This is a genomic window from Clostridium thermobutyricum (genome assembly GCF_000371465.1).
Classification (GTDB): Bacteria; Bacillota; Clostridia; order Clostridiales; family Clostridiaceae; genus Clostridium; species Clostridium thermobutyricum.
On the sequence record NZ_KB850958.1, the window covers coordinates 189,587 to 211,597 of the forward strand.

Below are 22,011 nucleotides of genomic sequence, written 5' to 3' on the forward strand. Positions count from 1 at the left end.
CTAATTCCTATTAAACCTTTAATTTGATGATGAAGCAGCAGCAACTGCTCCAGTAGTTGCTGCTACAGTTGCTATCTCTATAGCTATTGCTATATTATTAGTAGTATCTATTAATGTTTGTTTATCTTCTTCATTTAATCTATCAACATAGTATGATGCAACAAGTCCTGTAGCTATCATATTTCTAATAGTTGAACCTAAAGTAAAAGTTCCAAAACCTTTTTCAGATTTTATTTTGTCATTAACTTCTTTAACTTCTTTTGCAAATGCATTAGGATCATCTGTTATACCTGCTACTACACCTAAGATTGGTAATGAATAATATCTTAAAGGTACCCCATTATTTTTTAATGCCATATTAACATTAAAAACTCTTTGAACTTTTTCTTCTACACTCCCGCTAAATAAAGGTAAGATATGTGACAAGCTTTGAGTATTATTTCCTATTCCAAAACCTTTTTTTATTAAAGCTTCATAACATTCTTCTATTTCATTTAAAGTTAATTCTATATTTATTGAAGTAGTTGCAATCATAGCTGCAGCTGATATATCTTCTTGTCCTGTTAAAAACCTATGCTTCTTTTTCATGTAATCATAAACTTTTCTAGTGTTTTTAACTGCATCATCAATATCTACTCTATCTCTTGCATTAAATATTACAATAGCAGCTAAAATTAAATACTGATTTGTAAAGAAAAAACCTTTTAGCTTATCATAAATACTCATTAATTCTATAAAACTACCTTTCATATTTTCTTCAAGAGATATAGTAGTTGCAGTAGTTAATAAATTATATCCTCTAAAATTTGATAAGATAGATGTATTATATTTAATAACTTCTATAGCCTGATTAATTTTTTTTGAATCTACACTTCTACCCTTTAATATTAATAATAAAGCATTACATTTTCTAAAAGAATTCCCTGTAAATATTCCTCCTGCTTTATCTAACTCTCTACTGTTATTTACTAATAATTGAACTTTTTCATAATTCACAATAATCCCTCTCTTAAATAAATATCTTTTCATTTAATTATACAGTATTAAATATCACTTTTAAAGATTTAAAATACATTTTATGTATTTTGTTTCCAAATATCTTTTATATATAAACTTCATAAAATAATATTAATCAACTTAAAATATATAAATCTTATTAAATCAAATTTATTAAGTTTTATAATTATAAAAATAAATTATTATATAAAAAAAGAAAAAGTGCCAACTTTGTTGACACTCTAATATCTTAAATTTTATTTCAAAATTTTATTGACTTATATATTCTTTTACTTTCCTTAAGGCCAAAGTTTCTCTCTCTACCCAAGGATTCATAATGTCTTTTTCATCTTCTATAATTTTTTCATTTTTAGAAAGAGCTTCATCTATAGTAGTCCAAACTGGTGAAAATTCTTGTTCTCTTTCATAATCATCTAGATTTTGAGATGTTTTTTCTCCTGATAAATCACAAAGATAATACATAGAAGTCATATCAAACATTGACTCTTTATCAAACTCATCTATTTTTCTTTCAACGATAGTTCCTAAATTTTCTCCTACAGTATCTATTATATATCCACTCTCTTCAATTACTTCTCTCTTTAAAGCCTCATTATATGTTTCTCCAGATTTAACTCCTCCACCTGGAAATATAAAGTCACCTCTATTTGTTTTTATTAATAGTATCTTATTTTCATTTAATATTACAGCTCTCATAGCAAGTCTAAAGTTTATCTTTTCTCTTATTATTTCAGTATTGCCTAAAACTTCTTGAAAAAACATAATATCAACTCCTCTAATTATTTATGCCTCTTTATTAAAATTCTACTAATATTATTACAGATAAGTTAGTTATTTATTCTATTTTTCTGCTTTTAAACAAGATTATATAATATATAATCTCATTTAGCTTGTATTCTTATCCTTTTATAATATATTAACAGGTTTTCTTAATACTTTAAACTATAATTTCTAACAATTATTAAAATTAATATTTAATTAAATATATTGAAATTTCTAATTATTATTTATTTAAGTCTATCTTCTAAAATCATTTTTTTATTACACTAAATTATTATTAATGTGAAATATATGAGTCTAATAGCAATAATTAAAAACTATAAAAATAATTTTTTTTAAACTATATTTATTTAAGTATAATAAATACTTATTTATTATACTTTTTTCATATTTTTAAAATTTTATTCTACTATTTAATATCTATATATATTTTTTAATCGATAATTAACATGATTTATTTATAAACTATTCTTACTGCTAATCATTTTTCTATACAATTTTCAACAAATTTTTTATTTAATTTTATCAATTCGTCATTTTTAAACTTTTTGTAAACTTTAATGCAAAATTGTATGAATAAACAAGCATAAATGTTAAAATTTAAGTATAAAATTTATTTAATTTATGAAAATTTATTAATTTAATTAAACTAAGGTTTAAATTTTAAATAATGGATAGGAGGAAAATATTATGGTAGGAATTATTCTTGCTAGTCATGGTGATTTCGCTAACGGTATTTTGCAATCGTCTTCAATGATTTTTGGAGAACAAGAAAACGTTAAAGCTGTTACTTTAATGCCAAGTGAAGGACCTGATGATATTAAAGCAAAAATAGAACAAGCAATTGCATCATTTGAAAATGTAGAAGAGATTTTATTTTTAGTAGACCTTTGGGGAGGAACTCCATTTAACCAAACAAATAGTTTATTTGAAGAACATAAAGATAAATGGGCAATTGTAACTGGAATGAATTTACCTATGGTAATTGAAGCTTTTGGAGCACGTTTTTCAATGGAATCTGCACATGAAATTGCAGCTAGTATTTTAAATTCTTCTAGAGAAGGAATTAAAGTTAAACCTGAAAACTTAGAAGTAGTAGAAGAAAAAGCTTCTACAAATACTAATCAAATTTCTAATGTAGGTTCTCCTGGATCTTTTGAATACGTTTTAGCTCGTATAGATTCGCGTTTACTTCATGGTCAAGTAGCAACTGCTTGGACAAAAACTGTACAACCAACAAGAATTATTGTTGTTTCAGATGCAGTAACAAAAGATGAACTTCGTAGAAAGTTAATTCAACAAGCAGCTCCACCAGGAATCAAAGCTCATGTTGTTCCAATAGACCAAATGATTAAACTTTCAAAGGATAATGAACATTTTGGGGGACAACGTGCTATGCTTCTTTTTGAAAATCCACAAGATTTGCTTAGAGCAATAGAAGGTGGAGTACCTTTAAAAACTATTAATGTTGGATCTATGGCTCATTCAGCTGGAAAAGTTCAACCTAATAAGGTACTTGCTTTTAGTCAAGATGATATTGATACTTTTAATAAGCTTAAAGAAGCAGGATTAGAATTTGATGTTCGTAAAGTTCCAAATGATGCAAAAGCAAATATGGACGAAATCCTAAAAAAAGCACAAGAAGAATTAAACAAATTAAAATAAAAATATTTTAATTTCAAAGGAGGATTAAAGGTCATGAATTTAAATATTATTCAAATAATATTAGTCATTATTATAGCATTTTTAGCCGGAGTAGAAGGGATTTTAGATGAATTTGAAATCCATCAACCAATAATAGCATGTACTTTAATTGGATTAGTTACAGGAAATTTATTACCTTGTTTAATCTTAGGTGGTACTCTTCAAATGATTGCCTTAGGATGGGCAAATATTGGTGCAGCAGTAGCCCCTGATGCAGCACTTGCCTCTGTTGCATCCGCAATTATATTAATTTTAGGTGGAGAAGGTAAAGCTGGAGTTAATTCCGCTATTGCTATTGCTATACCATTAGCAGTTGCAGGTTTATTATTAACAATTATTGTTCGTACAATAGCTACTGCATTTGTTCATTTAATGGATTCAGCGGCTAGAGAAGGAAACATAAGAAAAGTTGAGATGTGGCATATTATAGCTATTTGCTTACAAGGACTTCGTATAGCAATTCCAGCAGGATTAATCTTACTAATTGGTGCAGAACCTATTCGTGCATTACTTTCAGCTATGCCAGCTTGGCTAACAGATGGTCTATCAGTTGGTGGTGGAATGGTTGTTGCAGTTGGTTATGCAATGGTAATTAACATGATGGCAACAAAAGAAATTTGGCCATTTTTTGCAATTGGTTTTGTATTAGCAACTATTTCTGAAATTACTCTTATTGGATTAGGTGTAATCGGTGTATCTATGGCACTTATCTACTTAGCACTTAGCAAAAAAGGTGGTTCAGGTGGTAATGGTAATTCAAATACTGGAGATCCAGTAGGTGATATCATAGATAACTACTAAGAAGGGGGAATATTTAAAATGGAAATGGAAAAGAAATTAAAATTATCAAAAAAAGATCGTCTTGCAATTTGGTTTCGTTCATTCTTTCTTCAAGGATCTTGGAATTATGAAAGAATGCAAAATGGTGGTTGGGCATTTGCATTAGTTCCAGCAATCAAAAAATTATATAAAACAAAAGAAGAAAGATCTGCTGCATTAACACGTCATTTAGAATTCTTTAACACTCACCCATATATAGCTTCTCCTATTATTGGAGTAACATTAGCACTAGAAGAAGATCGTGCAAATGGTGCACCAGTTGATGATGTAACTATTCAAGGTGTTAAAGTTGGTATGATGGGACCTTTAGCTGGTATAGGAGACCCAGTGTTCTGGTTTACTCTTAGACCTATATTAGGAGCTTTAGGTGCTTCACTTGCTCTAGCTGGTAATATTTTAGGTCCAATTATCTTCTTCTTTGGTTGGAACATTATTAGAATGGCATTTATGTGGTATACACAAGAATTTGGCTATAAAGCAGGTTCTAGTATTACAGATGATTTATCAGGTGGAATATTACAAGATGTAACAAAAGGTGCTTCTATCCTTGGTATGTTCATCTTAGGTTCATTAGTTAATAGATGGGTATCAGTTAAATTTACACCAGTAATATCACAGATTCCACTAAGTAAAGGTGCTTATATTGATTGGAGTAGTCTTCCAGCTGGAGCAAATGGTATTAAAGAAGCTTTAATACAACAAGCTGCTGGATTATCATTAACTCCAGATAAAGTTACAACATTACAAGATAATTTAAATGCATTAATTCCTGGTCTTGCAGGATTATTAATAACACTTCTTTGTATGTGGTTACTAAAGAAAAAAATATCTCCAATTGTTATAATTATTGGTTTATTTATAGCAGGTATTATATTCCACGTAATCGGTTTAATGTAATATTCTTATATGACCTAGGTTATAATTATTTTTAACCTAGGTTTTATTAAACATAGTATAATTAAATAAAAAGATTTAAAAACATATAGATAAATTTAAATAGAAAGAGGGAAAGAATATGGTTAAGTCACTTAATACAAAGGTAGATTTAGTTGTTGATGGAACAGCTTTCACAGGCATAGCAAATTATGGAAAAATAATGATTGGTGATAAAGGTTTTGAATTTTATAATTCTAGAGATTATAGAAAGTTTATTCAAATTCCTTGGGAGGAAGTAGAATGTGTTATAGTGTCAGTAATGTTTAAAGGCAAATGGATTCCACGTTATGCAATTAAAACTAAAAAGAATGGCACATATTCTTTTTCTTCAAAAGATCCAAAAAAGGCACTTCGCACAATAAGAAACTATATAGATCCAAACAATATAGTTAGATCATTAAGCTTTTTCCAAGTTTTAAGAAGAGGAATATCAAATATATTTAAAAAAAATAAAATTAGTCCTAAAATGGGAAACTAAATATATAAAAGCTAAATTTAAAATATAATATAGAGTTTTACTTATTTAAAAAGAATGATTCCAATATTAAAGTCATTCTTTTTTTATATTTAAATCTTAGATTTATAGAAATATAAGTAGAAAATTTAATTCTCAACACCCTTTTTATAATTTAATCTATTTTACTAGTAATATTTCTTCTTTATATATATTTAAAGGTTCTTTTTTTAATACTTCTATCACTTCTTTAAAATTATCTTTTAATGATATTTTTTTCTCTTCTAATAATTCTTCTAAAGATATATTTTCTCTTTCATAAAACCTATAAAAATTTAAAGCTTCTTCTTCAAGTTCATCTGCTTTTTCTTTACTCATTGTTTGCTTTATTTCATCACATATAAAAAAGTTACAAACATTACTTCTAAAATCTATTGGTATTGTGCATCCTTTTCCTTCAACAACAAAAGGACATGTTTTAAAAAATATAGTTTTATCTTTTATACTATTTTCATCTTCATTTTCATTCTTATATTTTTTATATCCTTCTTCGTCAAACTCTCCTTTAGCCCAAATATAATAGTGATATATCTCTGTATTTTTATTTTCCAAAATTTTTTTAAGTGTTTTTAATCCTTCTTCAGATTTACTCATTTTTTGAATATCATAAAGATTAAATTTTGGAAAATAAAAACAACATCCTCTATCTTTTACTTTAGTTAAACTTCTACCTATAACAGAATTACATTTGTGGCATTTATCACTTGAGTAACAAAACGAATATTTGTATTCTTTTATCTTTATTTCCATGTTATCACCTCATAATAATTTTAGTATTTTAAACATAAAAATTTCAATAAAATCATTACTTTTTTTATATATTTAACCTATAAATTACTAATACAATTATTTATTTACATTTTTAATTTTGATTTAACATTTTATTACTTCTATATATCAATAAATAATAGTCACTTATTTGAATAAAAAAATTAGAAAACTTATGTTTATTAATATTTATATATTTTTTTAAATAAAATTCTATATTTAATTTTCCAAAATTGATATATTTATTAACATTTTATACACTTTTAAATGTTATAATTTTAAAGAAAAAGCTCTTCAAGCAACTTATCTGTATTAATTTAAAAAATTAATATTCTTAAGCTACTAAGAACTTAATAAATAACTAAGCAAAAAGAAAAGAGGAATTTATTATGGTAGAAGCATTTAAGGTAACAGAAAGAAGCAACGGTGACACGCCACATAAAATAAGAAGGGAGCTAAATGTACCTGGTATAATCTATGGTGACACTTTAGATAAAAATATAGCTTTTAAAATTGAAAAAAAAGAACTAAGTTCACTATTTAAAGATAATTCTATGACTTCAATTATTCCAATAAAGGTTAATAATGAAGTTAAAAATTGTATTATCAAAGAAATTCAAAAAGATAACTTTGGTAATGTTATTCATATAGATTTTCAAGCTATAAACAAGCATGAAAATGTTAAAATGAATATTCCAATAGAATTTATAGGTCAAGAAGCTATTGCTGACAAAGGATTAGTATTTGAAGCTTTAGAAACTCATTTAGAATTACATGGACCTGCAGATAAAATGCCAGAAAAAATTGAGTTTGATGTTTCAAATTTAAATATTGATGAAAAAATATTAGCAAAAGATGTTAAACTTGATAAAGAAATAGAAATGTTATTAGATAAAGATACTGCTTTAGCAGTTGTTGGATATTAAAAATAATAAAAAAGCATTACTTTAATAAGTAATGCTTTTTTATATATTTTTAGCTAAGATTAAGAAAATTATAGTACATCTATAGTAAATATAGATATTAAATTCAAAATACCTTTAAATATCTAATATTTAAGTACCACAGAATGTTCTATATGATTCTGGAACTTCTGGTGTCTTAATATAATACTCTAAATCTTTAGAATAATCATATGGATTTTTAATAGCCTCAACTAATTTTTCCATTATAGAATAATCTCCATTATCAGCTGCTTCTAGAGCCTCCTCTACTCTATAATTACGAGGTATAACTACTGGATTATGCTTTTTCATTAATTCCACCACCTCTTCGTCTGATTTTCCTTGTCTTTCTAATCTTTTAATCCAAAGATTATACCATGTTTTAAATTCTTCATCATTACATAAATTAAGGTCTTCTAATCTTCTACGAGTTAATGCTAAGAAAGTATTTGTATAATCCATTTGATAATTTTTCATTATATTTAAAAGACCTTCGATTAGATATTCATCTTCTTTTTCTTCATCAAATAATCCAAGCTTTTTTCTCATCCCATTAATCCAGTATTTTGTATAAATGTCTGGATACTTTGAAATAGCTTTTTGTGCTATATTTAATCCTTCTTCTTCATTATCACTTAAAAGAGGAATTAAAGTTTCAGCAAATCTTGAAAGGTCCCATCCACCTATATTAGGTTGATTTCCATATGCATATCTTCCACCTATATCAATTGAGCTAAAAACAGTTTCATGATCATATACATCCATAAATGCACAAGGTCCATAATCTATAGTTTCTCCACTAATTGTCATATTGTCAGTATTCATTACTCCATGAATAAACCCAACTAATTGCCATTTTGAAATAAGCTCTGCTTGATTTTTTATCATTTGCTCTAATAAATAAAGATATTTATTTTCTTCTTTTTCATATCCCTTAAAATGCCTATCTAATGCATAGTCTGCTAAAGCTTTAAGCTCTTCTTTACTACAAAATCTTGAAGCATATTGGAAAGTCCCAACTCGTAAATGACTTGATGCAACACGAGTTAATATTGCTCCAGTTAAATAAGTTTCACGTACTACATCTTCTCCAGTAGTAACTACTGCTAAGCTACGAGTTGTTTTAATTCCAAGTCCATGCATTCCTTCACTTATTATATATTCTCTAAGCATTGGTTTAAGAGCTGCTTTACCATCTCCACCTCTTGAATAAACAGTTCTTCCTGAACCTTTAAGTTGAATATCAAATCTTTCTCCATTAGGTGTTATATGCTCTCCTAATAAACAAGCTCTTCCATCACCTAGCATAGTAAAATGTCCAAATTGATGTCCTGCATAAGCTTGAGCTATGCACTCTGCTCCATTAGGTATTCTGTTTCCACTAAATACATTAAGCCCATCTTTTTCTATAGCTTTTTCATCTAATCCTAATTCCTTTATTAGTGAATAGTTTAAAACTTTTAATTCTGGTTTTATAGATGAGTTTGGCTTAGTTTTTGTAAAAAATTTTTCTGGAAGATTTGTATAACTATTTTGAAAATTAAATATATCTTTCGTTTCTTTCATATTTTCTCCTTTACTCTTTTTTAAATTTAATTTCTAGCCAATAATTTAAGACTTATTTTTCTTTGAATTCTCTTTTTGCATACATATTATAAGCTAATTTATTTTTTCAATTACTATTAATTCAATAGGCTTTTTAGTAGAAAATTAATTGCAGTTTCTAAAAATTTTTTTACCTCTATATTCATGGCATAGCCCAATATAAAATACTCCTATATTATTGTTAATTTCAATGTTTAAAAATCCTATATTTTTATTATCTCTAGTTACAATAAAGAAATACCTATTTCGTCTACTTAATTATTTATAACTTCTTTTTTCTTTTTAATATCTTTTCTTGTTTCTATTGAATATAAATTTTAAAGTTTTTTGCAAACTTCTAATATAATTTAGATACTCCCAATTATTTTCTTATCTCTAATAAAAATTAAGCTATTACGCTAATATCCACTTTTCTACTATTAAACATATTTTTATTTCTTCAATAGATTTATACTTATCTTCTAATCTATTTACAAAGTTAAGTAATTCTTCCTTTTAACTTAACCTAAAATCTAAATAACATTTTACTTCATCCACAGTTATTCTATTCCCCTCATAAAAATTATTTTGATTTGTATCATTGATTATCTATATTGATAATTAATAAAAATTTTTACCATATATAGTGTTTTTCATTTTATAGTTATTTCTTAACTTGCTAAACTACATATAGTACATATATATATATATAATGATTATAACTTTGTAATTACTCCTTAACCCAATAACTACTACAATCCTTAGAGCGTTCTATAAATCCATATTCTATTAATGCTCTTCTTATAGTTGCATAATCATCATAAATTCTTTTTAAAACTCTATTTATTTCTTTTTCTGAATACTTTTTACCTAACTTAAAGTTTTTAGCTACTTCTGATAAAACTATTATTTTCTTTTTCTCCTTAGATGGATAAGTTTTAATACCACCATTTTCATTCATATAGTTTTTTATAACATTTTCTTTCTCACTATCAGTGATATTGTATCTATCATCTATATTTTTAGCTGTCTTATGAGCATCTTCTAATTTTTCTTTATCTAAAACATTTATCTTTTTATTTGTATCATTAGCTAAAAGCTCCATAATAGCTAAAAACATTCTTGCTTGCTTTTCTTTTTCTCTTAGCTTATAACGATGATTTCTTATAGTAGAGTTAGCAACTCCAAGTTTCTTTGCAATATCTTTATCAGATAATCCTGAAGAGATTAACAGTAATAATTCTCTTTGTATTTCTGTTAAGCCAGTAAAAGAAGTATTCATATTTAATAAATACTCTAAAGTTGAACCATGTTTTTTCCCTATATGAATCTCTGTTGCTTTTTTTGCATCAAAAAGCATATTATCTATTTCATATATTCTTCCTTTAGTAAATTCTTCTTCACAAATAATGCATTTATAACTATCTTCATCTTCTGTAAAACCCCTTTTTACATCTTCAATAGTTGCATCCCAAAATAATTCTTTATTCTCTTTCATAAAATCTACTCCTTTTATAATATATTTTATAAAGATTATATGCTTAATTTTTATTTTTGTCTACTATAAAACAAACATTTTTATTTTTAGTTTATAAATATGTAGTTAAATATAATAATTAGATATATTTTTACTTATCCTATTAATCTTTTCTTTTGCTATTTGATTATTTATTTTATGTCTTTTCAATAAATTATTTATCTCTTTTGTTTTAGATCTAACATATGTAATTTCATCTTTTTTTAAAGTAATAATTTTATTTAAAATTCTTATGATATCTCTTTGTTTTCTTCTACTAAGCAATATACTCTTTGATTTTATTTCTATAATATTGGTATTATTCATTTTATATTTAGTTAAAGTATCTGCATGAGCTGTATATCCCATAAATATAAATATTGATATTCCAACTGTCATAACTAAAATAAGCTTTCTCACGCTTTCACCTCTGTATCTATAAACTTATTTATCTACACAAATTAATATAGATTATTTAGCTATAATCAAAATGAATCTAATGTGAATTTCATGTGAAAAACATAAAATAAAACACTAATAAAAATTAATTTACTAGTGCTATTTTTCTAATTTATATTTTTTATTATAAAATTTAATCTTTGGAATTTAAATATATATATATCTAAAATTAAATATATAGCTATTTATATTCTAAAATATCTCCTGGTTGACATTCTAATATTTCACAAAGCCTTTCTAAAGTTGAAAATCTTATAGCTTTGGCTTTGTTATTTTTTAGAATTGATAAATTAGCTGGAGTTATTCCTAATTTTTGTGACAGTTCTGTAGAACTAATTTTTCTTTTTGCCATGACAACATCTAAATTAACTATTATAGCCATACTCTCCTCCTATATAGTTGCATCATTTTCTTCTTTTATTTCAATTACTCTGTTAAATAGATTAGATGAAACAAGAGCAAAAAATCCTATTATTGCTGAAACAAACGTTACTATAATACAAGAAAATACAGTTAATGCATAAAAGTATAATCCATAGAAATAATATAATCCTACATTAACAATATTAAATAAAACTACTTCACTAAAAGCACTTATTCCTATCCAATTTATTATTCTAGGTATGTTTCTAGAAAATGCCTCTTTACTTCCTATAAGTTTACATAGCTTCTTTAAGTAAACTAAAGCCACTAAATAAGGAATTGCACAAATATATATAGCTACTGAAATTATTATTGGTAAATTTGAGTTATAAACTCCTTGAGTTTTAAAAAATGCTGTTAATACTAAAGGCGTAAATAAAAGTGCTATTACAGTAATTACTATTCCAAATATAACTAATCCATTTAATATTTTTGAATTTATAAGTTTATTCATTTTTATTTTCCTCTCTTTTTATCTTTTTAAATCAAATTAATATTAACTAAAAAAAATATTGTTTGTCAAATATTTTTTATCGAAAAACGATAATATATTTTTGAAAAATAATATTTTATATAATAAACAGAATTTATTGATAGTAAAAATCTATTGTGATTAATTCTTTAAATTCAATTACAATTTCAATTTGTAAATAATTATGTATATATATATGTTTACATTAATATTTGTAAAATTATTTGTATTTTATTTAAGCTACGCTTTTTAATAAACACGTGTTAATCTTATTGTTCTAATTAATTGATTATCATAAAAAAATACCACTTCAATATATTGAAGTGGTATTTTAAATAAAGTTTATATAATTTTTATTTACTATAGATTACATTAGTAAATTACGAAATTAATATTATTTAATAACTTTTATATGTATTTATTAATTCTTATGTTAGTAAAATACTAAATTAAATATATACTAATTTACAAAAATATACTTCCCAGTTTCTATATTTCTATTTATTTTAGCTATTCTATTTATTCCTTGTAAGCTAGTTATTTTCCTGTTTACAACTAATTTATTAACCTCATCTGTTTTTATTTGCATAAGATTTTCTTTAGCTTTAGTTAAAGTTTTACCAGAATTTAAATCATTCATTATTGTTGTATTTTTAACTACTCCATAAAGTATATTATCTTTATCTATACCTTCAGTATATTTTTTTAATAACTGATTAGCTTCATTTTTAGTTATTTTACCATTTGCAACTTTATTGTTTAAATCTATCTTGAAGTTGTTTATCATATTACCTTTTATTTGACTTACTGTTTCCCCATTTTCTAATGATAATTTTATATTTTTAAATATTTCTATTCCTGAATTCTCTGTATTAGTATTTTCTTGTTTTTGATTTGATATTGTATTTTCTTCATTTGAATTTAAACTTTCTGCATGAGCTATTATTCCTGCACTTGATCCCAAAATCATTGTTAACCCAATAATAACTGCTATAAATTTCTTTTTCATATGTTTTCACCTCATAATATTACATTAGTTCAATATAACTCTTTATACTTTTCATATAATTTAATATAAATTATATAACTATATTCTAAATGAACCTCTAGTAAATTTACTATTAAGAATCTCCTCAAAAAAAAGAAGCATATCTTAAAGTTTTTTGCTTATTTAAGACTGCTTCTTTATTAATTATATATATTTTATTATTTATCTCTTTCCTGCATCAAATGGCTCTCCTGCTGCTTTTGGTGCTTGTGATGATTTAGAGAATATTATTAATGCAATAAGTGTAACTATATATGGGAAAACTTTAAGCGCAACTGGTGGAATACTTTCAAGAGATGGTATTGCTTGTGATACATTTGCAATTGTTATCGCAAAACCAAAGAACATAGTTGCTCCTAATATTCCAAGTGGCTTCCATTGTCCAAATATTAATGCTGCTAATGCTAAGAAACCAAGCCCTGCCACACTTCCATTAAATTCTCCTGAATAAGTTACTATGATTATTGCGCCTCCTAATGAAGAAAGTGCTCCTGATATCATAACTCCTATATATCTCATTTTAAATACACTTACTCCAGCTGCTTGAGCTGCTTGTGGATGTTCTCCACATGCTCTTAATCTCATTCCAAAACTTGTCTTATATAAAATAAATGCACTTATTGTAATTATTCCTAATACAAGCCATGTAGTTGGATAAGTTTTTGTAAATAAAAGAGGTCCTAAAACAGGAATTTTTGAAAGCACTGGTATATCTTTTGGTACAAATCCCATTTGAATTCCTATATTTCCGCTTCCAGTAATATTTCTAGCTAAGAATATTGTTAAACTACCAGCTATCATATTTATTGCTGTACCACTAATAACTTGGTTAGCACTAAGATTTATACTTGCAAATGCATGTAAAAGTGAAAATATTGCTCCAGTTATAGCTGCAACTAATAATCCAATCCATAAATGAGTTGAACTTCCTGCTGGAAAATTACCTTGTAATTTTACTATAGTGAAAGCTCCTGCAAAAGAACCAACTATCATAAACCCTTCTAATCCTATATTTATAACTCCACTTCTTTCACAATATAAAGCTCCTAAAGCAACTATTAATAAAGGTGTCATATATGCCATTGCATAAGGAAATATTTGTTGTATTGTTTCCCACATATTAAACTACCTCCTTCTCTTTTTCAGTTTTTAAATTTTCTTTTTTAAGTTTTCGTTTTCTAGAAAAATTATCTAAAACTTTATCTACAATAACACTTGTTGCTGCGAAATAAATTATTATTGATATTATAGTATCTGCTATTTCTGGTGGAATTCCAGTCATAGCACTCATAAATCCTCTTCCTGTATAAAGAAGTCCAAAGAATATTGCTGAGAATAAAACACCTAATGGAGAATTTGCTGCTAAAAGTGCAACTGCTATCCCATCAAATCCTTGTGATGGCATAACTCCAATTTGTATTGCATTTGTATTTCCTGCATATTGAATAACTCCTGCTAATCCTGAAAGTGCTCCTGATATCATCATTGATAAAATTATATTTCTATTAACAGGCATACCAGCATATTCTGCTCCATGTCTATTAAATCCAACAGCTTTTAATTCATATCCTAAAACTGTTTTTTCTAATATAAACCAAACTAATATTACAGCTCCTATTGCTAAAAGTACTCCAGCATTAATAAATGAACCCTCAAATATATTACTTAATGCATTTATTTTTAAAGTAACTCCTTCTGAAAGAGCTCTAGATTCAGTTTCTATAGATTCGCCTTTAAAATAAGCTGGAATTGCATAAAAAACTATCCAATAAGCTATCCAGTTCATCATAATAGTTGAAACAACTTCATGTACATTGAACTTAGCTTTTAATACTCCAGGAATAACTGCTAATAATGCTCCTGAAATTATACCTACTAAAACCATAAGTGGAACTAAAACTATTTGAGGTAAATCTACTGTAAGACCAATTGCTGTTGCACAAAATCCCCCAAAAAGCATTTGTCCTGGTGTTCCAATATTAAAAAGACCTGTTCTAAATGCAAAAGCTACAGAAAGTCCTGTTAATATAAGTGGTGCTGCAGTAGCTATTGTATTTCCTATTCTTTCTATACTCATAACTCCACCTTTAACTAAATATGAGTATCCATCAATAGGATTATTTCCTATTAAAGCCATAAGTATAGCTCCTGCAATAAGTCCTAATATAACTGCAAACATAGATAATAGAGATTTTCTATTCATGTAAAGCTACCTCCTCTTTTACTCCTGCCATCATAAGACCAACTTCATTTTCATTTGTTTCACTTGCATTAACAATACCAATTAGCTCTCCTGCATTTACTACTGCTATTCTATCTGAAACATTTAATACTTCATCAAGTTCTAAAGAAACTAAAAGAACTGCTTTTCCTTTATCTCTTTCTTCAACTAATCTTTTATGAATATATTCAATTGAACCTACATCAAGTCCTCTTGTTGGCTGAACTGCTATAAGAAGCTTTGGATCAGCTTCTATCTCTCTTCCTATAATAGCTTTTTGCTGATTTCCTCCTGACATAGACCTAACAATAGTTTTTTCTCCTTCTCCAGATCTAACATCAAATGCTTTTATAATTTCTTTTGCATATTCTCTTATAGCTTTTCTGTTTAATATTCCTTTATTTGAAAAAGGTTTATTTTTATATGATTTAAGAACTATATTTTCTTCTAAAGAATAATCTAAAACTAATCCTCTCTTATGTCTATCTTCTGGAATATAAGATATTCCTTTATCAATTCTATTTCTTATAGATAAAGTTTCTATATTCTCTCCTAAAAGTTCTATATTTCCATCATGTATTTTTCTCATTCCTGTAATTGCTTCAACAAGTTCAGATTGACCATTTCCTTCTACTCCAGCAATTCCTAAAATCTCTCCAGCTCTAGCTTCAATAGAGAAATTTTTAAGTCCTAAAACTTTTTTATTATTCATAACTGATAAATTATCTATTTTAAGAACAGTTTTTCCTGGCTTAGCTTCTTTTTTTTCTACTTTAAAAGAAACTTCTCTCCCTACCATCATTTCAGCCATTTTAGCTTCAGTAGTATCTTTTACATCAACTGTTCCTATATATTTTCCTCTTCTTATAACTGTACATTTATCAGCAATAGCTTTTATTTCTCTAAGCTTATGAGTAATTATTATTATAGATTTTCCTTCTTTTATAAGGTCTCTTATTATATTCATAAGTTCTGAAATTTCATCAGGTGTTAAAACAGCTGTTGGTTCATCAAGTATTAAAACATTTGCTTCTCTATAAAGCATTTTTAAAATTTCTACTCTTTGTTGCATACCAACTGATATGTCCTCAATTTTTGCATACGGATCAATATTTAAATTATATTTTTTTGAAATTTCTAATATTTTTTTAGCTGCTTTTTCTTTATCAACAACTAGTCCTAATTTTTTAGGCTCATTTCCAAGAATTATATTTTCAGTAACAGTAAAATTCTCAACAAGCTTAAAATGTTGATGAACCATTCCTATTCCTAACTCATTTGCTTTATTAGGGCTTGTTATTTTTACTTCTTCCCCATTTATTTTTATCTGTCCCTTTTCTGGCTTATACATACCAAAAAGAACACTCATTAAAGTTGATTTTCCTGCTCCATTTTCTCCTAAAAGTGCATGAACTTCACCCTTTTTAAGTCTTAAAGTTATATTATCATTTGCAACTATACCAGCAAATTCTTTTCTGATATTAAGCATCTCAACTACATAACTCATCTATTCCCCTCCTAACTAGAAATTTAACTATAAACCTGTTATGTAAAAAAGGTGGAATATTTTTTATATTCCACCTATTTCTTTAATCAAAAAACTAAGGTATTAAGTTACCTTTTTCTGCTGAAATTTTAATTTTATCAGCTTTCATATCTTCTTTAACTTGGTTAACTTTACTAATTGTATCTTCTGAAAGGTTTGGATTCTTTTCTGGAATTCCAACACCATCATTTTTAATATCAAATGTTAAAGTTTTTCCACCTGGGAATTCACCTTTAATTTCAGCATCAATCATATCATAAGCTGATTTTCCAATATTTTTAGTAGCTGAAGTAAGAATAACTGATTTATCTCCTTCATAAATACCATCTGCATATTGGTCAACATCAACACCTACAACCCAAGCAGTTTCACCTTTTGAAACTCTTGTTTTAGCTTCAGTTATAACACCAACACCAACTTTACCTGCTGATACGAAAACAGCTTTAACTCCTCTGTCATACATAGTAGCTGCCAATTGTTGTCCAGCTGCTGTATCTACAAATGAATTTGCATATTTAACGTTTTCAGCTTTTAAAGTAGTTTTAGTTCCAAAGTTTTCATTAGCATATTTAACTCCTTGTTGGAATCCCCAGTTAAATTTTTGAACTGGTGGAATTTCAAGTCCTCCAATAAATCCTAAGTCACCTTCTTTTATTTCAAGTGCTGTTGCAACTCCAGCTAAGAATCCTGATTGTTCTTCAGCATAGAATATAGAAACTGTATTATCAGCAACTGTTCCTTCTTTAGCGTTATTATCCTTTTTTGGAGATCCATCTATTATAACGAATTTTGCATCTTTATATTTGTCCTGTGCTTTATATATAGCAGTTTCGAATTTAAATCCTGGAGCTACTATAACTCTATTTCCTGCATCATATAAATTTGTAATTTCCTTTAAGTAGTCTTGTTCAGTTTCTCCAGCTGGCTTTAAGTATTGTGTAGTAACACCTAAATCCTTTTCAGCTTTAAGTATTCCTTCCCAAGTCCCTTGGTTAAATGATTTGTCATCAATAGTACCTGAGTCTGTAACCATTCCAACCTTTATTCCTTTTTTCTCTTTTGAAGCATCATCTCCTGACGCCCCTCCACAACCAGCTAATACGCCTGTTGCCATTAAAAGAGTCATTGCCATTGCAATTACCTTCTTTTTCATAATTCTTCCCCCTAAAATTTTAAATTATAAAAAAAACAGATTTGCCAAAATGTACATCTATTTTCTTTTACAGGAAAATTATAGCATGCGTTAATATAGCGTTCAATATTTATTCATGCTATATTCATTAATAATATAAAATAAAATTTTCTTTTCTCAAAATCTGATAATATTCTTATTTAAATTTTAATCTCCTAAAAAAATTCAAAATATTTCTTTTTGTTTTTGCAAAATTTGAAACATAATTGACTAAAATATTCTTTAATATTTTAATTTTCTGATTTTATATCCAAAAATTGTATATAATTAATATGTAAACTACTAAAATCTTAGAAATTAGGTGATTATATGGATATTATTTCAGTTACAAAAGAAAATATAGAAAAAGAACATATTTGTTGTGCAATTTCAAATAATAAAGACTGTCAAGTATCCTCAAAAAAATCTTGGCTTAATAAACGTTTTGAAGATGGACTTGTATTTAAAAAATGTAATGTTAGAGGAAAATGCTTTATTGAATATATTCCATCTGAAATGGCTTGGAGTCCTATCAATGCAAATGATTATATGTTTATTAATTGCTTTTGGGTTTCAGGAAAATTTAAAGGAAAAGGTAATGCTAATTTACTTTTAAAAGAATGTATTAGAGATAGTAAAGAAAAAGGAAAAAAAGGTCTTGTTGTTTTATCATCCAAAAAGAAAATGCCATTTCTTTCTGATCCTGATTTTTTAAAATATAAAGGATTTAAATTAGCAGATACAGCACTACCTTATTTTGAACTTTTATATCTACCATTTAATTCAGATTCTTATAAACCTTCTTTTAAACATAATATAAAAAGTCCATATATAGAAGATAAAGGCTTTGTACTTTTTTATACTCATCAATGTCCATTTACAGCTAAATATGTTCCTATTATTGAGGAATTTGCTAATAATAAAGGAATACAATTTAAAACAGTACTTTTAGACACAAGAGAACAAGCACAAAATGCCCCTTCTCCATTTACTTCTTATAGTTTATTTTATAATGGTAAATTTATTACTAATGAAATTTTATCAATTAAAAAGTTTGAAAAAATTATTGAGCAACAATGCTTTTAATAAAAATAGCTTGGATTATTTTAAATAGAGTAATTAAAAAATAAATTTTAAGAATTCTTATTAAAATAAATTTCCAAGCTATTATAATTTACTTAATTGCTTTATGTAAAATTTTTAATTCATATTATACTTAAACTTTATTAAGTTAAAAGCTAATTTTTGATCTCTAGGATCTAAATCATACATTATTTCAGCTAAGGCCATTTTAGCTAATCTAATATTAAACATATTAACAGCTAAATTAAGTAGCTTTCTTTCACTATTATCAAAAGGTCCTGTTACACATCTATTCTTATCATTTTCTAAATCAACTATTAATTCATCAAATGATTCTGAAAGTATATGACTTCTCTTATCCCATAATCCATCATTACCAGCTATTATAAAATAAAGAATTTCATACTCTTTATTTTTTTTAGTTTTTCCACTTTCTTTTTCCATATATAAAAATCTTTCTTCATGTGTTTTATCTAAAAATTCCATTTTTATTTCTCCTATGTTTTATTAATATTAACTATCATTTAAAAATAATTACTATTATATTATACTTTCTTATTTTATATTATACTTTCTTATTACAAATATTCAACTTTATATCATAATTTTATAATATATATGACTATTTCTTATAACTCAAACATATGTTCTCAAATCTATTTTTATCTACTTTTTCTCTTATCTTTGCATTATAAAATATTTTCAATTTTAATTTTGTTGCTATTTTGATACCTCTTTAAATTAAATTTTAAAACTAAATAAACACTATTTTTTATAAATTGATTTAACTTTTACATTATTTTATATATAAAATTCTAATAAATAGGCATAATATTTATGCTAATTTTGAATACATCTCAATCTTTTAATAAATATCTCTTTTAAAATAACTATATTATTCTTTTAAATCTAATTTTTTCTAGAAAAAATGTTAAAAATGCCATTTTAAATTAACTAAAATTACAAATCTATACTATTATATATAAATATTTAATATTATTTTCTGTTATATAATAAATATATAAAAAAATTACCATATTTAATAAAGAGGTGAATTATATGTACAATAAAATGTTTAATTTCGTAGAAACCTATCTTGTAGATAATGATGCTGAAAAATTTAATTTTGGTTCTAATTTTAGAAATCGTTCTGAACATATTAGTCGTGTTTTTATGTGGTCTAAAAGATTACTTGATGATAGGTACACAATTAATGTAGAAGCTCTTTTGACAGCAGCTATATTCCACGATATTGGATATGCTGTTAATTCTAATAATTTAAGCCATGCTGAAAATAGTGCTATTTTGTGTGAAAAATACTTAACAGAAGAAGGATTTGATTTTGAATTTATAAATTTAGTTACATACTTAATTAAAAATCATTCAAATAAAGAATTATTAACTAATGAAGAGGTTCCAATTGAATTAATATTATTAATTGAAGCAAATTTATTAGATGAAACTGGAGCATTATCTATAATCTCCGATTCTATGTTTGAAGGAAGCTTAGATGAGCAATCTTATTATAAAACATATCATCAAATAATTACATATTCATATAACAACTTAAAGACAAATCCAATGGTTACACAAAAGGCAAAAATGTTTTGGAAAGAAAAACAAAAGCTTACTAAATCATTTATAGATCAATTAGCTTTTGATATAGGCTTATTAGAATAATTAAAAAACTGCTGAAATTGTATTTCAGCAGTTTAATTTATAAACTTATATAATCTTTTTTCTTAAACTTAAAACAAATCTACTATACTCTTAAAATTAAATAATTTGATATTCTTCTTTTATATAGTTTAATACTTTTATTAGATATGTTTTATGATGTCCTATAGCTTTTGAAAATACCTGTATAAACTTAATTACTTCTTCCTTAGATGAATTTTTATTGCTAAATGCTAAATAATATTTAATAAGTGCATATCTAACTAAAAGCATTATATATCCATCATATATAGATTCTATTTCTGAATATGGAAATAGGCTATTATACATAAAATTAACTAGATAATTTTCAAAAATAAAATTATATTTTTCTACAGTATCTCTTAATGAAATATTCTCTTTTAAATAACTTAAACTTTCTAAATTATTTAGAAGAGATATAGTATCTTTTTTAAACTCTTCACTAGTTATATTTTCTAAATCAATAAGCTCTGCAATATTCTTTATTAAATCAGTTGTAATGTTTAAGCTTTCTCTAACCTTTTTGTTTATATCATATTCTTTTATAAATTTAGAGGCATTATCATAATTAAAATCTATTTCATTTTCTACACTCTTTATAAAATCACCTAAAATATTTATTCTATCTTCTACTTTAAGAGTTCTATTTTGCATTATTTGAATACTTTTATTTCTAATTTCATAAAAGAATTCTACTGGAAGCCAATTTAATTCTTCTAAACTAGTGTTTAATCTATTTAAAATTATATGCTTTCCTAAATTCTCTTTAACTTCTTCAAATTCAATTTTTTCTCCACTCCATAAAACTATTCTAGCAGCTTCAGGACAAGCAACATCAAGGGAAACTTCATAAACATTATCTACTTTATTAACTACTCTTGGAAATGAAGTACATACATTTGAAAGATATTCTTCTCCAAGCTTTGAATGAATAATACAATAATTATCTTCATCTAAAAAAGGACATCTCTTATTCTCTTTTATACTTACCTTTCCAAAATCTATTTCAAAATCTTCACACTCTTTATTTAATATAATATTTCCTTTTAAAAATTCTTTTATAGAACTTTCTTTTATATTCTCATATTGATTAAATGTGCTTTTATCAATATCAACATCCCAACCAATACAGCAACTATCTTCACATTTTCCACCTATACATTTAAAACTATTAAAGTATTTTGGTTGTCTTTTTTTAACTAATTTATTCATATATATTTTCCTTACATAATTAAATTTTCTTTAGATTAAATAATTATATCATGTTCTATAATTTTATTATTCTAA

Annotated in this window: 22 protein-coding genes; 7 read left to right on the forward strand and 15 right to left on the reverse strand. The window is 25.7% G+C overall.

The genetic code is table 11. The annotated features are described in order from the left end of the window. Positions 1-18 precede the first annotated feature (18 nt). Positions 19-996, reverse strand: coding sequence for a DUF4003 family protein (locus HMPREF1092_RS14390; RefSeq protein ID WP_002599401.1), 978 nt, complete (start codon positions 994-996; stop codon positions 19-21). A 270-nt stretch (positions 997-1,266) separates the two neighbouring features. Next, entirely contained in the window at positions 1,267-1,779 is a 513-nt protein-coding gene (locus tag HMPREF1092_RS14395; protein ID WP_002599402.1) for an NUDIX domain-containing protein, read from the reverse strand. A 708-nt stretch (positions 1,780-2,487) separates the two neighbouring features. On the opposite strand from HMPREF1092_RS14395, the gene HMPREF1092_RS14400 reads away from it, so the two are divergent. From HMPREF1092_RS14400 to HMPREF1092_RS14415, 4 genes are all read left to right on the forward strand, one after another. Next, on the forward strand, positions 2,488-3,462 hold the full coding sequence (locus HMPREF1092_RS14400; RefSeq protein ID WP_002599403.1) for a mannose/fructose/sorbose PTS transporter subunit IIA: 975 nt from the start codon (positions 2,488-2,490) through the stop codon (positions 3,460-3,462). A gap of 33 nt (positions 3,463-3,495) precedes the next feature. Beyond that, positions 3,496-4,302, forward strand: coding sequence for a PTS mannose/fructose/sorbose transporter subunit IIC (locus tag HMPREF1092_RS14405; RefSeq protein ID WP_002599404.1), 807 nt, complete (start codon positions 3,496-3,498; stop codon positions 4,300-4,302). A 24-nt stretch (positions 4,303-4,326) separates the two neighbouring features. Then, a complete protein-coding gene (locus HMPREF1092_RS14410) occupies positions 4,327-5,238 on the forward strand; it encodes a PTS system mannose/fructose/sorbose family transporter subunit IID (protein ID WP_040414476.1) in 912 nt (303 codons plus the stop codon). Between the two features lie 118 nt (positions 5,239-5,356). Further along, positions 5,357-5,755, forward strand: coding sequence for a DUF956 family protein (locus HMPREF1092_RS14415; protein ID WP_002599406.1), 399 nt, complete (start codon positions 5,357-5,359; stop codon positions 5,753-5,755). Positions 5,756-5,911: 156 nt separating this feature from the next. Here HMPREF1092_RS14415 and HMPREF1092_RS14420 read toward each other — a convergent pair whose 3' ends face one another. After that, positions 5,912-6,541 carry a hypothetical protein gene (locus tag HMPREF1092_RS14420; RefSeq protein WP_002599407.1) on the reverse strand — a complete coding sequence of 210 codons (630 nt, stop codon included), beginning with the start codon at positions 6,539-6,541 and terminating at the stop codon, positions 5,912-5,914. Between the two features lie 407 nt (positions 6,542-6,948). Here HMPREF1092_RS14420 and HMPREF1092_RS14425 point away from each other — a divergent pair, with 407 nt between their 5' ends. After that, entirely contained in the window at positions 6,949-7,485 is a 537-nt protein-coding gene (locus HMPREF1092_RS14425; RefSeq protein ID WP_002599408.1) for a 50S ribosomal protein L25, read from the forward strand. Positions 7,486-7,614: 129 nt separating this feature from the next. On the opposite strand, the gene HMPREF1092_RS14430 is transcribed toward HMPREF1092_RS14425, so the two are convergent. From HMPREF1092_RS14430 to HMPREF1092_RS14475, 10 genes are all read right to left on the reverse strand, one after another. Further along, positions 7,615-9,069 carry a protein adenylyltransferase SelO gene (locus HMPREF1092_RS14430; RefSeq protein WP_002599409.1) on the reverse strand — a complete coding sequence of 485 codons (1,455 nt, stop codon included), beginning with the start codon at positions 9,067-9,069 and terminating at the stop codon, positions 7,615-7,617. Positions 9,070-9,817: 748 nt separating this feature from the next. After that, positions 9,818-10,585, reverse strand: a complete 768-nt coding sequence (locus tag HMPREF1092_RS14435; protein ID WP_002599410.1) for a DUF2087 domain-containing protein — start codon at positions 10,583-10,585, stop codon at positions 9,818-9,820. 105 nt (positions 10,586-10,690) lie between these two features. Further along, positions 10,691-11,023, reverse strand: coding sequence for a hypothetical protein (locus tag HMPREF1092_RS14440; RefSeq protein ID WP_002599411.1), 333 nt, complete (start codon positions 11,021-11,023; stop codon positions 10,691-10,693). A gap of 220 nt (positions 11,024-11,243) precedes the next feature. Beyond that, the gene (locus HMPREF1092_RS14445) at positions 11,244-11,444 is read right to left on the reverse strand and encodes a helix-turn-helix domain-containing protein (RefSeq protein WP_002599412.1); all 201 of its coding nucleotides are present in this window, start codon (positions 11,442-11,444) and stop codon (positions 11,244-11,246) included. Between the two features lie 9 nt (positions 11,445-11,453). Next, entirely contained in the window at positions 11,454-11,939 is a 486-nt protein-coding gene (locus HMPREF1092_RS14450) for a DUF2975 domain-containing protein (RefSeq protein WP_002599413.1), read from the reverse strand. 478 nt (positions 11,940-12,417) lie between these two features. Further along, positions 12,418-12,966, reverse strand: coding sequence for a hypothetical protein (locus tag HMPREF1092_RS14455; protein WP_002599414.1), 549 nt, complete (start codon positions 12,964-12,966; stop codon positions 12,418-12,420). Positions 12,967-13,167: 201 nt separating this feature from the next. Next, a complete protein-coding gene (locus tag HMPREF1092_RS14460; protein ID WP_002599415.1) occupies positions 13,168-14,124 on the reverse strand; it encodes an ABC transporter permease in 957 nt (318 codons plus the stop codon). 1 nt (position 14,125) lies between these two features. Next, the gene (locus HMPREF1092_RS14465; RefSeq protein ID WP_002599416.1) at positions 14,126-15,208 is read right to left on the reverse strand and encodes an ABC transporter permease; all 1,083 of its coding nucleotides are present in this window, start codon (positions 15,206-15,208) and stop codon (positions 14,126-14,128) included. After that, positions 15,201-16,733, reverse strand: a complete 1,533-nt coding sequence (locus HMPREF1092_RS14470; RefSeq protein ID WP_002599417.1) for an ABC transporter ATP-binding protein — start codon at positions 16,731-16,733, stop codon at positions 15,201-15,203. Before HMPREF1092_RS14470 ends, HMPREF1092_RS14465 begins: the two co-directional genes overlap by 8 nt. A gap of 94 nt (positions 16,734-16,827) precedes the next feature. Then, the gene (locus HMPREF1092_RS14475) at positions 16,828-17,925 is read right to left on the reverse strand and encodes a BMP family lipoprotein (protein WP_002599418.1); all 1,098 of its coding nucleotides are present in this window, start codon (positions 17,923-17,925) and stop codon (positions 16,828-16,830) included. 348 nt (positions 17,926-18,273) lie between these two features. Here HMPREF1092_RS14475 and HMPREF1092_RS14480 point away from each other — a divergent pair, with 348 nt between their 5' ends. After that, positions 18,274-19,029, forward strand: coding sequence for an N-acetyltransferase (locus tag HMPREF1092_RS14480; RefSeq protein ID WP_002599419.1), 756 nt, complete (start codon positions 18,274-18,276; stop codon positions 19,027-19,029). Positions 19,030-19,143: 114 nt separating this feature from the next. Here HMPREF1092_RS14480 and HMPREF1092_RS14485 read toward each other — a convergent pair whose 3' ends face one another. After that, complete coding sequence (locus HMPREF1092_RS14485; RefSeq protein ID WP_002599420.1) at positions 19,144-19,512, reverse strand: hypothetical protein; 369 nt, start codon at positions 19,510-19,512, stop codon at positions 19,144-19,146. A gap of 573 nt (positions 19,513-20,085) precedes the next feature. Between HMPREF1092_RS14485 and HMPREF1092_RS14490 the strand changes: the two genes are divergently transcribed. Beyond that, positions 20,086-20,706, forward strand: coding sequence for an HD domain-containing protein (locus HMPREF1092_RS14490; RefSeq protein WP_002599421.1), 621 nt, complete (start codon positions 20,086-20,088; stop codon positions 20,704-20,706). Positions 20,707-20,802: 96 nt separating this feature from the next. On the opposite strand, the gene fliB is transcribed toward HMPREF1092_RS14490, so the two are convergent. Then, entirely contained in the window at positions 20,803-21,936 is a 1,134-nt protein-coding gene (gene fliB / locus HMPREF1092_RS14495) for a flagellin lysine-N-methylase (RefSeq protein ID WP_002599422.1), read from the reverse strand. Positions 21,937-22,011 lie beyond the last annotated feature (75 nt).